The organism is Streptomyces sp. NPDC006430 (assembly GCF_040612395.1).
In the GTDB taxonomy this organism is placed as follows: domain Bacteria; phylum Actinomycetota; class Actinomycetes; order Streptomycetales; family Streptomycetaceae; genus Streptomyces.
In genome coordinates this window covers 128,932-141,656 of the sequence record NZ_JBEXQA010000018.1, presented here as the reverse complement: position 1 = coordinate 141,656, position 12,725 = coordinate 128,932, and the positions used below count along the sequence as shown (strand labels likewise).

At 70.0% G+C, this 12,725-nt stretch carries 15 protein-coding genes; 5 read left to right on the top strand and 10 right to left on the bottom strand.

What is annotated here, in order from left to right:
• Positions 1-347: 347 nt before the first annotated feature.
• From ABZZ20_RS24245 to ABZZ20_RS24225, 5 genes are all read right to left on the bottom strand, one after another.
• Positions 348-764: a VOC family protein gene (locus tag ABZZ20_RS24245; RefSeq protein ID WP_356872834.1), complete on the bottom strand. Its 417-nt coding sequence runs from the start codon at positions 762-764 to the stop codon at positions 348-350.
• Positions 765-774: 10 nt separating this feature from the next.
• Positions 775-1,194 carry a helix-turn-helix transcriptional regulator gene (locus tag ABZZ20_RS24240; RefSeq protein WP_356872832.1) on the bottom strand — a complete coding sequence of 140 codons (420 nt, stop codon included), beginning with the start codon at positions 1,192-1,194 and terminating at the stop codon, positions 775-777.
• 194 nt (positions 1,195-1,388) lie between these two features.
• A complete protein-coding gene (locus tag ABZZ20_RS24235) occupies positions 1,389-1,559 on the bottom strand; it encodes a hypothetical protein (protein WP_356872830.1) in 171 nt (56 codons plus the stop codon).
• Positions 1,560-1,815: 256 nt separating this feature from the next.
• Positions 1,816-2,307, bottom strand: a complete 492-nt coding sequence (locus ABZZ20_RS24230; protein WP_356872828.1) for a lamin tail domain-containing protein — start codon at positions 2,305-2,307, stop codon at positions 1,816-1,818.
• A 590-nt stretch (positions 2,308-2,897) separates the two neighbouring features.
• On the bottom strand, positions 2,898-3,152 hold the full coding sequence (locus ABZZ20_RS24225) for a hypothetical protein (RefSeq protein ID WP_356872826.1): 255 nt from the start codon (positions 3,150-3,152) through the stop codon (positions 2,898-2,900).
• A 280-nt stretch (positions 3,153-3,432) separates the two neighbouring features.
• Between ABZZ20_RS24225 and ABZZ20_RS24220 the strand changes: the two genes are divergently transcribed.
• Entirely contained in the window at positions 3,433-3,972 is a 540-nt protein-coding gene (locus ABZZ20_RS24220; RefSeq protein ID WP_356872824.1) for a hypothetical protein, read from the top strand.
• A 68-nt stretch (positions 3,973-4,040) separates the two neighbouring features.
• On the opposite strand, the gene ABZZ20_RS24215 is transcribed toward ABZZ20_RS24220, so the two are convergent.
• Positions 4,041-4,634, bottom strand: coding sequence for a GNAT family protein (locus ABZZ20_RS24215; protein WP_356872822.1), 594 nt, complete (start codon positions 4,632-4,634; stop codon positions 4,041-4,043).
• A 148-nt stretch (positions 4,635-4,782) separates the two neighbouring features.
• Here ABZZ20_RS24215 and ABZZ20_RS24210 point away from each other — a divergent pair, with 148 nt between their 5' ends.
• Entirely contained in the window at positions 4,783-5,022 is a 240-nt protein-coding gene (locus ABZZ20_RS24210) for a LapA family protein (RefSeq protein WP_356872820.1), read from the top strand.
• 37 nt (positions 5,023-5,059) lie between these two features.
• On the opposite strand, the gene ABZZ20_RS24205 is transcribed toward ABZZ20_RS24210, so the two are convergent.
• Both ABZZ20_RS24205 and ABZZ20_RS24200 read right to left on the bottom strand, forming a co-directional pair.
• Positions 5,060-5,893, bottom strand: a complete 834-nt coding sequence (locus tag ABZZ20_RS24205) for a methyltransferase domain-containing protein (protein WP_356872818.1) — start codon at positions 5,891-5,893, stop codon at positions 5,060-5,062.
• 492 nt (positions 5,894-6,385) lie between these two features.
• Positions 6,386-7,720: a hypothetical protein gene (locus ABZZ20_RS24200; protein ID WP_356872816.1), complete on the bottom strand. Its 1,335-nt coding sequence runs from the start codon at positions 7,718-7,720 to the stop codon at positions 6,386-6,388.
• A 520-nt stretch (positions 7,721-8,240) separates the two neighbouring features.
• On the opposite strand from ABZZ20_RS24200, the gene ABZZ20_RS24195 reads away from it, so the two are divergent.
• On the top strand, positions 8,241-8,489 hold the full coding sequence (locus ABZZ20_RS24195; RefSeq protein ID WP_356872814.1) for a hypothetical protein: 249 nt from the start codon (positions 8,241-8,243) through the stop codon (positions 8,487-8,489).
• A 118-nt stretch (positions 8,490-8,607) separates the two neighbouring features.
• On the opposite strand, the gene ABZZ20_RS24190 is transcribed toward ABZZ20_RS24195, so the two are convergent.
• Complete coding sequence (locus ABZZ20_RS24190) at positions 8,608-8,850, bottom strand: crosslink repair DNA glycosylase YcaQ family protein (protein WP_356872812.1); 243 nt, start codon at positions 8,848-8,850, stop codon at positions 8,608-8,610.
• Positions 8,851-9,216: 366 nt separating this feature from the next.
• On the opposite strand from ABZZ20_RS24190, the gene ABZZ20_RS24185 reads away from it, so the two are divergent.
• Positions 9,217-10,947: an FAD-dependent oxidoreductase gene (locus ABZZ20_RS24185; RefSeq protein WP_356872810.1), complete on the top strand. Its 1,731-nt coding sequence runs from the start codon at positions 9,217-9,219 to the stop codon at positions 10,945-10,947.
• Positions 10,948-11,113: 166 nt separating this feature from the next.
• Here ABZZ20_RS24185 and ABZZ20_RS24180 read toward each other — a convergent pair whose 3' ends face one another.
• The gene (locus tag ABZZ20_RS24180) at positions 11,114-11,989 is read right to left on the bottom strand and encodes a glycosyltransferase (RefSeq protein WP_356872808.1); all 876 of its coding nucleotides are present in this window, start codon (positions 11,987-11,989) and stop codon (positions 11,114-11,116) included.
• 183 nt (positions 11,990-12,172) lie between these two features.
• Here ABZZ20_RS24180 and ABZZ20_RS24175 point away from each other — a divergent pair, with 183 nt between their 5' ends.
• Entirely contained in the window at positions 12,173-12,628 is a 456-nt protein-coding gene (locus ABZZ20_RS24175) for a hypothetical protein (RefSeq protein WP_356872806.1), read from the top strand.
• Positions 12,629-12,725: the final 97 nt, after the last annotated feature.

The window sequence follows — 12,725 nt, the reverse complement described above, 5'->3', positions numbered from 1 at the left end:
TGTTCTCACGCGCGCCGTGCACGCGGATCAGATCGTGGCTATCGGCAGCGTGCAGCGCAGGCGACTGCGCATCCGTCCTCGCGGCCATGCTCATCGTGTCTCCATCAATAGGGCGGGGACCGCCCTCGCGGTCCCCGTCGGCGTCGCCTGGCTCGATCCGAGCAGCTTCGAACAGCTACGTGTGGTTCTACTTCGTCCGGCGCGACCGCAGCAATGGTCCGCTGGCCACCGGATCCGCGGTGTGGGTCGGTTTGGCGCGGCGCTCGGCCGGCGCCGGCTGTCCCGGCCGCCCGGCGGGGGTACGCCTGGGTACGCCCCCAGCGACGGCCACTTACTGCGGGCGGTCCTTACTGCTTGCGGGGCTGGTTGAAGCGGAGCATGTTGCCGGCCGGGTCGCGGAAGGCGCAGTCGCGCACGCCGTACGGCTGGTCGATCGGCTCCTGCAAGACCTCCCCGCCGGCGGCCCGGATGCGTTCGAAGGCGGCGTCGCAGTCGTCGGTGGAGAAGATCACGCCGCGCAGCATGCCCTTGGCCAGTAGTTCCGCCATCGCTTGCTTGTCGGCCGGCGAGGCGTTGGGGTTGGCGAGCGGCGGTTCGAGGACGATCTCCACGTCGGGCTGGGCGGGCGATCCGACGGTCACCCAGCGCATCCCCTCGAACGCGACGTCGTTGCGTACTTCCAGGCCGAGGGTGTCGCGGTAGAAGGCGAGCGCCTTGTCGTGGTCGTCGACTGCGATGAAGCACTGTGAGAGCTTGATGTTCATGCCTCCGACGCTACGAGGCAGCCGCGGATTCCGCTTCTTCGATCCTGACCGGTCGTGTGAGGATCTTGGCGACGCACGCAGGGATCGGGGCGCCGGCCTCGTGGCAGCGGGCCCGGTAGGCGCTCGGGCTCTCTCCGACCAGTTCGGTGAAGCGCGAGCTGAACGAGCCCAGCGAGGTGCATCCGACCGCGAAGCAGACTTCTGTCACGCTCATGTCGCCCCGTCGGAGCAGCGCCTTCGCCCGCTCGATGCGGCGGGTCATCAGGTAGCTGTAGGGCGTCTCGCCGAAGGCGGCGCGGAAGCTGCGGGAGAAGTGCCCGGCCGACATGAGGGCGACGTTCGCCAGCGCCGGAACGTTCAACGGCTGCGCGTAGTCGCGGTCCATCACATCCCGGGCGCGACGCAGGCGTACCAGGTCCTCCAGGGTCATACCCACCAGCATGGCACGGAGGCCGTGGCCGCCTCCGTGCCGGGCGCTGCGGGGCCGCCGGGCGCTCCGTGCCGTGCTCGATCGCGGTGCGCCAGAGCTATCCGCGAAGGTTTAACCGTTCAATGAGTTGTGACAGGTTAGATCGATCGTGACTCTTCGCTGTCGGCGTGGGCGGTGCTGCCGAGGTCGACTCGTTACGGAGTGTGGAGGGGGCGGAGGTTGTAGAGCTGGTGGCGCAGCCGTATGAGGAGGGGGAGGTCGGCGATGTCTTTGAACCGGTTCAGGAGGTGGTGGAGGCGGGGGTCGTCGCCCTCTCGGACGGCGGTGGTGATGGCGTCGATCAGCTGCTCGGGGTCCTCGGGCATGGGGGAAGTCTGGACCGTTAGAGTCCGCTTCATGCATGCGAGTTGAGGTGCGGCCCGTCGGAGCGCACGGCGCGTGCCGTCGGCGGTTGGTGGTGTGGTGCGGTGCGGCGGTGGCGCCTGGACCAGGAGCGGGTCGGTTCGTGGGCGGGTGCGGGTGCGGGTGCGGGTGCGGGTGCGGGCGCGGGCGCGGCGTGCCGCCGGCAGGGTTTGCCGTGGCACGCCGATCCCGTCGTGGGGGTGTGGCTGCCTGTTCGGGTCAGCGGCCGTTGCGGTGTCCGCGGCCCCAGGTTTCGCTGTCGATGACGTTGCCGCGGTTGTCGCGGAGGGTGGCGGTGTCGCGCTCGTCCCAGATCTGGTGGTGGCGGTCCTGGTAGACGTCCGTGCGGGTGTCGTGGCCCTGGCCGGTGTGGACCTTCACGCTGGAACGGCCGTCGAGGCGGAAGCCGTGGAAGCGGTAGCGGTTGCCCTGCCGGTCGGTGAGGGTGAAGCCGTTCAGGTCAACGCTGCGGCGGCCGGTGTTCTTGATCTCGACCCATTCCCTGTTCAGGGCGCGGCCGGAGCGGTCGTTGCGGCCGGAGCTGCCCTGCTGGACGTCGCCGATGGCGATCGAGGGGTTGGAGCCCCGGTGGTCGCGCCGGTGGTCGCGCCGGTGGTCGTCGGCTGCGGCGGGCAGGGCTGCGGCGCCGATGAGGGCGCCGGCGGCCAGGAGTGTGGCGATGGCGCGGCGGGGGGTGAGGGGAGTAGGCATGTGGGGGGACCTTTCCAGCGTCAGCCCGGCAGGCCTCGTTCCAGGCGGGCCGGGCTCCGGACGTTCCCGGCGTCCTGCCGGGGAAGCACACTCTGGCCCACAACTCCCGCCAACTACAACAAAATCGCCTCGTGTTGCTCAATGCGGACATATCCGTAACTCTCCCTTGTAGGGGGCAATCGTCAAAGTCGCGTTGACGCCACTCGAAGGGGAACTCGTGGGAAGCGTTGCGGGGTCCGCACATGAAGGCCTTCCGTTCGGACCCTCGTCCTGCGTGTCGCGCTTTCGGACTGCGCCGAACGGGTTCAAGTCCGGTAACAACCGTTCTGCTGTTTCTTCGTACGTGCTTGCGTGGACGGTTCCGGAGTGCGGTGGCGAGCGCCCGGGGCATGTCGATGGGGTGATGTCGGTGAACCCGGTCCAGCGATGAACCGGGCCTGACCGCAGGCACGTCGGGCCGGAACCATGAGTCGGCGGGCCGGCGCGTCGGCGACCGCGGCGCCGTTCGCCAAGGCGGCCGGCGGGTCCGCCCCGACGTCGCCGCAGACCGGGACGACGACGGCGCCCGCGCACGCGAGGGCGTCGACCCGTCAGGACCTCGCCCCGCAGTCAGCGGCCCAGCCGGGCACCTGCGGCCCGCAGACGGCGCCCGTCGTCGTGGAGCGGCCACGCAGATCACCGACGGCCGGGTCGGCGAGGTGGGCGTAGTCGCCGCAGGAGAACCCCTCGACGCCGCGGACTTCATGCGCGCGCTTGAACTCACCCCTACTGACGCTGCGTACGGGGTGGACCTCGGCCGCGACTCCGGCCGCCTCGGGCGGCGCGCCCTCGCCCGGCCCGGCCACTCAAGGACCCCGTGTGGTCGCGCCGCTCGGCGTGTCCCGCCCGGTCCGACACGGCAGGGCGGTGACACTCCGTTGACAGCCCGCCGGTCACGTGCGAAAAAGACTGTAGGCCGTGTTCGGCCACGTGTCCTCTCATCGACGCGACGTTCACCCTCAGGACCGGCCCGCTCACACGCGCCGGTGCCAGACCGGGGCCGCGTGAAACTCACTGTCGCCACCGCCGGACCGTCGAATAGTGGGCACACCACCGTATACGTGAACGGACGGCTCTCCTTTGACCATGATTCCCGGATCCCGTGTCCCGGGACGGACCTGGACGGTCCGCCTCACCGGCCACGGCGATCACACCGTCTCCGTCACCTGCAGCACCGAGGCGTGCCGGATGCCGCCCCGGTCCAAAGACACCGCGGCCATGCGGCGGTTCGCCGCAGAGCACGCCCGCGCCCACGCCCGGCTCGCCACCGTCCGCCCCGACGCCGCGTGTGCCTGCCGGGCCGCCGAATGCGGGTTCCACGAGGACACCCGGACCTCCTGCACCGGCGCTCCGCTGCTCGTCCTCATCCACAATCCGGCCGTCGGCCAGGTCTGGACCCTTGCGGAGATCTGCCAGGCCTGCGCGCCCCTGATCTCCCACACCGCCGTCCTCGGCCGCGCCGAGCGACCGGCGGGTCCCCGTAACTCCGGATCGTCGGGCGCGGCTCCGTCCGTCCCCGCCCCGGCGCGCGTGGCCGTACCCGGCGGTTTCTCGAACCCCGAGGCCGCTCCCGAAGCCGTCTCCCGTCGCCGCCCGTATCGCGGTGGCCCCCGGCGCGCCCGTTAGGGCCCCCGTACGACTCCGGGTCCCCAAGCCGGTGCACGAACGCGCGACGGCGGCGGCCGGGGTGGCTCTCAGAGGCGGGCGCTGAGCCGCGCCTTCGCCTCTGGCCACTCCTGGGCGAGGAGGGAGAAGTACACGGTGTCCCGCCACGAGCCGTCCGGGCGCTGACGGTGGCGGCGCAGTACACCTTCGCGGCGCGCGCCGAGGCGGGCGATGGCCGCCTGGGAACGGTGGTTCATGTGGTCCGTCTTCAATTGCACGCGCCCCATGCCCAGGTCTTCGAAGGCGTGACAGAGGAGGAGCCGCTTCGATTCCGTGTTGACCGCGGTGCGCCAGTGTGCCCGCCCGTACCACGTCCAGCCTATTTCGAGCTGCTCGTTCGCCACGTCGATGTCCATGAACGTGGTCCAGCCGACGGCCCGGCCGCTCGGGCGGTGGATGACTGCGAACGGAACGCTCTCCCCGCGTTCGGCGTCTTCCAGTACGGACCTGAGCTTGAGTTCCAGTTCGTCCTGCGTCTGTGGGGCCGGCCCGCCCTGCCACCGCCAGACCTCCTCGTCCCGCCCCCCGGCCGCGAAGAGATCGCCCAGGTGCTCCATCGCCAACGGATCGAGGCGCACGTGGCGGTCGGTGAGCGTGCGGGGCAGAGGTCTCGTGGCAGGCATGATCCGTAACGTAGCCAAGGTTTGACCTAGTTGCAATCCTGGATTGAACTAGTGCAAACGGTCCGACCTGTGGCGCCCTACGAGCGCGGCCCGGTCGCCCGAACGGCAACGTGAATTCATAATGGGTTATATGGCACAAAAAGCCTCAATGCGGCACCAGCCTTCGACGCTGACCGTCAAGGGCCGCGACATGCGCTTGCGCACCATCGGCTTCCTCGCCCTCGTCGGCCTCGCGATCTGGTTCATCGCCGTCAACACCGCGTCCGTCACCGTCAGATTGTGGATCCCCACCGTCACGATTCCCCTGTGGGTGATCCTCACCGTGACCCTCATCGTGGGCATGATCCTCGGTATGTTCATCGCCCGCCGCCGGGCCAGGCGGGACTGACCCCTTCAGCCCGGGGCGAGCGACCCCCGTCCGCGGCCTACGGTCGGCTGGCGGTGACCACGTAGTAGTCGAGGATCTGTTGTTCCCACGCCGCCAGGAAGTTCCGCGGCCAGGTGCCCGGCTTCCAGAGACGGGAGAGCCAGCGGTCCCAACCGGGCCAAACCTGCGAGCCGATCGAGCGGGTCCGGACGTCTACCAGGCCGGCGTCGGCGAGGGCGTCGGCGAGCCGGGAGACGGGCCGGGCGATGTCCAGGCCGTTGGCGAACGAGTCGAGCATTCCGGCGAGCCGGTCGGCGTGCGCGGGAACGTCGTCGACGGTGAAGAAGCTGGCGACCGCGACCCGCCCCCCGGGCCGCAGGACCCGCGCCGTCTCGCCGGCGAACGCGGACAGGTCCGGGAAGTGCTGGGCCGCCTCGACGCTATAGAGGAAGTCGAACTCCCCGTCGCCCAGAGGCAGGCTCTCGGCGGCTCCCTGGACGAAGTGAATCCGCTGCGGTTCCGTTTCCAGCAGCGGGGCGTTCGCGGCCCGTGCCCGCTGGAGCTGCTGGGGATGGATGTCCACACCGGTGATCCCTGAGAGCCGGTACTCCTCGAGGGCGAGCGCGCACCCGAGGCCGAGACCACAGCCGATCTCCACGGCCCGGCCGCCCTCGGGCACGGCGGCGTCGAGGACGTGCCGGTACAGGTCCTGCTCGCTGCGGACCCGGTCGCCCTCCGACAGCGGGCGTTCGAGGTCGATGGACTGCCAGTAGCCGAAGTTGATGAACCCTCCGGCGAACACCGGAACGGCACTGAGATCGGCCGGCCCGTACGTCTCCCACACCGCAGACCGGACGACCGGAGCGGACTGCTCCCGTGGCTCACCTGCCAACGCCCCACCACCTTCGACGACACCGGGAACGCCCTGTCCCCGATCTCATCAGTGTGGCCCGCGAAACCCCGTCACGACAGACCGCCCGGCCGGTGGCCGACGACGGGCACCGCACGGGCGGCCCGCGCCGCCGTTCACGGTGCTGGCCACGGCCCACCCGATGGCCGCCGGCCCCACAGGTCACGCCGGAGCAGGAGCCGGACCCCAAGGCCGGGCACGAGGCCGTCGTACGCGCCGGGTCTCTGGGCAACCATGCGCAGACCGTACGCGCAACCAGTGACAGTGGAGGCGCCGGGCCGCCGCTCACCACACGCGGCGGCCGGCCCTGCCGTCGAGGCCGCCGGGGACGCCTACGGCCTACTGACCTGCATGCACCCCGAGGCGGAGCCGGGCGGCTGCCACGCCTTGGCGGACCACAACGGTCTCTCGGCCCGATGCCGACGCCAACATCTCGTCAACGCGCAAGCGCGGCAGCACGCGCGGTCGTTGGCGTCAGCCGACGAGCCGTTCCACGACCCAGTCGGCCAGCGTTTCGGTGACCTGACTGTGCTCGGTGTTCTTGGTGTCGCACTTGAACTCGTCGAGCATGCTCTTCTCGACGGGCAGCGATTCGATGTCCTCGTAAGGGCTCACGTTCCATGCGACCGGGTCGAAGTCGAGCGCTACCGCGCTCACCGCCGGAACGAAGCAGCTGTTGCGGTACTCCTGCGGGATCTCGGCGTTGAGTGCGTCGGCGACCATGCCGAAGGAGGCGAGGCTGCCGCCGGGCGCGCCGTCGAGGGCCGGCACGTACGAGGTGTTCCCGCGGCGCACCTGCCCCAATGCCTTCATCTCGCCGATCGGCTGGTGCTCGCCGGCGTCGGGCTGGAAGCGGGCGGTCGCGGCTGCGATCAGCGGCAGCTTCCAGTCGAACACCGTCCGGCCGGGCGGCAGGTCGCGGCCGATGCCGTCTCCGGTGCCGTTGGCCACGCCCAGCTTGCGGGGACGCATCGGGAACTGACCGTACTCCTCCAGTTCGGCCAGCAGCTGCTGGCGCATCTCGCTGGTGGTGGCAACCGGGCCGGAGTACTTGGCGTTCTCGACCCAGGCCCACAGCAGCTGCTGGGCTGCGGGGCTCCTGATCAGGTCGGCCTGCTTGGGGGCGTCGGGGTTGCCGGTGGGGAAGGACTCGAAGAAGTAGGCCATCTGCTGCAGCACCAGCGGGATCCACGCTCCGTTGTGGGGGGTGTCCCAGGAGAGGTAGGTCTCCGTCTGGTGGTCCATGCGGTAGTGCTCCATCTCGGCGAGCGCGTAGCGGGTGATCATGCCGCCCATGCTCACTCCGCCCACGATCAGTGGGGCATCGCCCTGCCGCTCGCTGATCGTCTGCTGGATGGCGTTGATCACCACACCGGCGTTCGCCTGGATGTAGGTGTGACGCTCCTCGAAGCCGACCAGGACGACGTCGATGCCCGCGGCGAGCAGCTGGTCGAACAGCCCGGGCTTGCCCTTCTTGTAGGGCGTGTTGAAGTGCTCCCACAAGCCCGGCAGATCACTGGGACCGTAGTTGAAGCCGTCCGCGAAGATGAAGGGGCGCTCCAGGCTCTTGTGCCCGTCGGCCAAGTAGACCGCCGCCGTTCCGGTGGCCACCTCGCGCCGGTAGGGTCGGGCGGACCGCAGCTCCCAGATCCTCGGCTTCCGATCCTGGGTGCGGGACGCACGCGACGGGCTCGCGAACCAGATGCCCGGCTCCAGCGCCCCGGCGAGCGTCGCCGATGCTTCGGCCGCGGGCTTTCCCTCATCCTGCTGCGCCGTCAATTCGACGTCGATCCTGGCTTCCTGCGCCATGACTACCGCCTCTGCTTGGGTGCTTCTCAAGGACGTGTCGCTGGTCGGGCACAGTGGTGTGCACCGCGACCACCTGCGCTCGGGTACGGCGGTGCCATGGTGTTGCCGCCAGCCCCGGTACGCGATGCAGGGCGCCAGCCCCGCCTGGTGACTCACCGTAACAAAGAAGTGACGCAAAGCCGCGGAGTGACGCTGCCTCCGTTCCGGAGCTGGCGAGGAAGCGGGCGATGCTCGGGACTCCTTGGGCGTCACGGGCGAAGAGCATGTAGTTGCCCGGCAGGTCCCCCGGTGTCGGCGGGTAGGGACACCGTGCCCTGGAGGGCGCGCCTCCGGTGATGACGGGACGCGACTTCGGCGATCCGTCCGTGTTGAGCAGGTACGGCGGTTCGCTCTGCCGGGGCCTGTTGCCGTCCTCGGGTCGGAGACCCGATCATCCCCCAGTCGTACGGGAGTTCGCATTTCAGTCCCTACGGTGGTCCTTATGAATGACACGACGGGGAATGACTCCGATGACGTTACGGTGACGAAGACGCACACGGTGATAGGGGTACTGGCGGGGACGGCCAGCGCCCTGGTGATCGTCGGGGTCGCCTGGTGGCAGCACTGGTACAAGTTCTTCATCGGCTGGGCCGCCGTGAAGATCGGGGCCAAGGTTGCCGTGGTCGCCGTCGCCGGGTGCGTCGCGTTCGCTGCACGTCGGAGGAAGCGGCAGCAGCGGCGGGCCGCACAGCAGGAGGGCTCCGCTCCGCTGCCCGAGCAGGATGCCTGATCCCTCGCGCAGGCGATGCCGGTGGGCACACCACGACGGCTGATCCCGGAACGGGCGCCCATCGGTCCGCCCCGTGGCCCGGTGGCCCCATGGCCCGGCGACTCGTCAGTTCGTCAGCTCAAGCACCGAGGAACGGGGCGAGCGCCCCGGCCTCTGCGGCCAAACCCTCCCACGTCCCCTGGAAGGGGATGGAAGGCGGTGGCCTCGATTCCACCCTCGACGGCACGCCACACGCGGCGACGTAACCGTCGACCAGCAGTGTGGGCAGCACGTCGCCGTTCACACGCGTCACGTGCTTGCGGTAAGCGGGTGGGATGACGCGGCTACGGTCGGCGGAGTCCAGCAGGATGCTGTCCCACATGGCCATCAGTCGGGGCGGAGCGGGAGTTGTCCTCGGGCGGGCGTGGCGCGCCGGGAAGGTCGTACATCACCGTGCCGCCCGATCCATCCAGTCGGCGTACTCCATGCGGCGAACGCGCGGTGGACGAGGACGAGGGGAAGCCCGTCCACCGCGAGCAGGCGGTACCACCGACGAGGAGCACAGCAGTGCAGTGCGCTCCACTGCGCTGCGGTGCGGCTGGGGGTAGGTGGCATCGGATGGCGCGCACGGGAGCGAGCTGTTTGTCTGGAAGGAGGCACTCCGTCCGGCAGGGGCGTCCGACCGAGACATGACGGCCCGGACCGGTGAGCGGTTCTGCTGCCCGCGCCGAACGGGAAGGGACCTCCCATGAAGACCGTCATCGTCGGGGGTGTCGCAGCCGGTGCCTCGACCGGCGCGCGCCTGAGGCGACTGGACGAGGCGGCCGAGGTCGTCGTGCTCGAACGCGGCCGTTTCGTGTCCTTCGCCAACTGTGGTCTGCCGTACCACGTCGGCGGAGCCATCCCCGATCGCGACAGCCTCCTGCTGCAGACCCCCGAGAGCCTCGCCCGCAGCCTCGCGCTGGACGTACGCACCGGCCACGAGGTGCTGCGCATCGACCGGGAGGCCAAGGAGGTCGAGGTCCGCGACATCGACGCCGAGCGCACCTACCGGGAGTCGTACGACACGCTCGTACTGTGCCCGGGCGCCACTCCGATCCGCCCGCCGATTCCCGGAGCGGACGATCCACGCGTGGACGTCCTGCGCGACGTGGCGGACATGGACCGGATCATGACCCACATCGACGGGGGCGCCTCGCGCGCCACCGTCGTCGGCGGCAGCTACATCGGCCTGGAGCTCGCCGAGGCGCTCCGGTCCCGCGGTCTGGAGACGACCGTCGTCGAGCGCACCGACCGGCTCATGCCGTGGCTCGACCACGAGATGACCCGGATCCTGCACTTCCACGTCCGCAGCCACAACGTGGACGTTCGCCTCTCCACCTCAGCCGATGCGATCCGCAGGGGCGAGAAGAGCACGTTCGCCCTCGATCTGTCCGACGGCACGACACTGGAGCCCGACGTCCTCGTACTGGCCGTGGGCGCCCGGCCCAACGCGGAGCTGGCCCGCGAGGCAGGCCTCGACATCGGTCCGCGCGGCGGCATCGTGGTCGACGCGCACATGCGCACGTCGGCGCCCGACATACTCGCTGCCGGCGACGCCGTGGAGACCCCCCAGTTCGTGACCGGAGAGCCCGTGCTGTCAATGCTGGCCGGGCCCGCCAACCGGCAGGGCCGGATCGCCGCCGACACCATCGCAGGCCGCGACAGTGCCTACCGGGGAACCCAGGGAACGGCCGTGGTCAAGGTGTTCGACATGGCCGCCGGTGGTACGGGCCTGACCGAAGCCCAGTTGCGCGCCGAGGGCATCGGATACCGCAAGGTGTACGCCCACCCGAGCGGCCACGCCGCCTACTACCCCGGCACCGCGCCGCTGTTCATGAAGGTGTTGTTCGACCCCGCCGAAGGCAAGCTGCTCGGCGCGCAGGTGCTGGGCTGGGACGGGGTGGACAAGCGCATCGACGTCCTCGCGGTCGCCCAGCGCGCCGGGATGACCGTCTACGACCTCGAACACCTGGAACTCGCCTATGCCCCGCCCTACGGGTCGGCGAAGGACCCCGTCAACATGGCCGGCTTCCTCGCCTCGAACCTGCTGCGCGGCGACATCCACCTGTGGTATCCGGAGGAGTTCCCGGAGTGCGCCGAGCGGGCGCTGATCCTCGATGTCCGCACCCCCGCCGAGTACGAGGCCTGGCACATCCCCGGGGCCGTCCTCATCCCGCACACCGAACTGCGCGGACGGCTCTCCGAGGTCCCTCGCGACCGACCCGTGTACACGTACTGCCGGTCCGGCTTCCGCAGCTACATCGCGTACCGCGTGCTGTGCCAGGCCGGCCGGGAGGCAGCATTCCTGTCCGGCGGGACGATGACCTACCACGGCTTCCACAAGACACCGTTGGCGACCGGCGCGGCCGGCATGCCGGTCGTGGCCCACGCCGAGGACGTACTGGCCCAGCTCCCCGGCGCCCAGACAGCCGCCTGACCGGTGCTGTCTGGCCCATCCGTCCGAGGAACGGCCCCCGGCGCATCTGCGCGGCGCCCCTCGCTGCTCGGCGCGGAGTGGCGGTCGCCCGCCGGTACGGACGACCCGCACTGCCAGGACCTGGTGCATCTCACCGACTGGTGACCGCGACCCTCCTGGCCGGGGATCAGAGAATCGGAGGGCGGCCCAGACGGGTCATCCGCCACACCGTGCGCCACTTCATCGCCTTGCGCGGACCGCACGGCGTCCGTACTCCTTCGACGAAACCGCCCCACCACGCCTTCAAGCCCGCCAGGGACCGCGCCCGCGCTGTGGTGAGGACGATCCACGCACCGAGATAGACCGGAACCAGAGGAATCGGCAGTCTCCGGCGGGCCAGCCAGACCCGGTTCCGGGCGGTGAACCGGTAATGGGCGGGGTGTCGGGCCGGGGACGTCCGCGGGTGCTGGAGGACCAGCTCGGGTTCGTAGAGGATCTTCCACCCCGCATCGAGCGCGCGCCACGCCAGATCGGACTCCTCGTGCCCGAAGAAGAACTCCGCCGGCCACAGGCCGGTCTGGTGGAGCATGGGTACCGAGAAGGCGTGGCCCCCTCCGAGGAAGGCGGTCACCAGACCCCGGCGCATCGGATCGTCGACACGCAACCGGGGCACCCAGCGTCGCTCCGTACGCCCTTGCTCGTCAGCGACTCTGAAACCGATGATCCCCAGCTTCGGGTCCTGCGCGAACAGTTGCCGGACCGTGCGGAACACGTCGTCGGCGATAAGCAGGCCGTCGTCGTCCAACTCGATGACGACGTCGATCTCACCCGAGTCGCGCAGCACCGTCAGGCCGACGTTACGGCCGCCAGGACAGCCGAGGTTCTGTTCGAGCGGAATCTTGGTGACGTCCGTTGTGATCTCGGTGAGCGGCGTCGCGTTGCCCACCAGCACCACCCGCGCCGCAGGTACGTCCTGTTTCTCCACCGAATCGAGCAGAGCCGCCAGCTCCCGCGGACGAGTGCCCATGGTCACGATGACGACTCCGATACGCGGCAATGACATGGCGGCAAGCTCCAGCGGTCGGCAGGGTGCCGATGCTAATGCCGCGCGCCGTGGCCGAGTGACGCCCCCCCCGCGGGCAGCGGTCTGGTGTTGAACGTCACCACCCCTGTGGACGTCCACCCCGGCGAACGACGGCCTGTCCTGGTCTGGATCCCCTCTCCCGCGCTTGCCTGGGCGACCGTGATGACGGACCGCATATGGGCGCGCGGCACGTACGCGCAGCACACCGTGCTCGGCCGGTACGCCCCCACCTACGCGTACGAGTTCGCCGACCGGCGCGCCCCGATGTACCTGCCCTCGTCCGCGCCCTTCGACTTCAGCGCGTACCACGCGAGCGACACTGCCTACGTCTTCGAGGACGAGACCGCCCGATCCCGGTTCACCGCGGCTCAGGTGGTTCTCGGAAACCGTCGCCGACTACTGGGCGAGCTTCGCCGCGAGTGGCGCACCGACAGCGCCCGGCCGGCCGCGGTGGCCGACGTTCGTGCCGGGCGCGGCCGTGCCGTACACGCAGTCCCTTGCGCCCGAGCGGGCAGCCAACCCCGTGCACGGTGGACGGCCGCAACCACCCAGCGGGCGCGTCAGCGGGTCGCGGGCGTACGACGACGTTTCCTGTTCCGACTCTGCGGGCTTCCTTAAGGGAAGGTGAAGAACGCCTCCAGGCGGCTCTTTTGGCTGGTCAGCGACCTAGGCTCGGTCAGACCCTCCTCCCCTTCTCTCTGTGAGGTGCTACAGG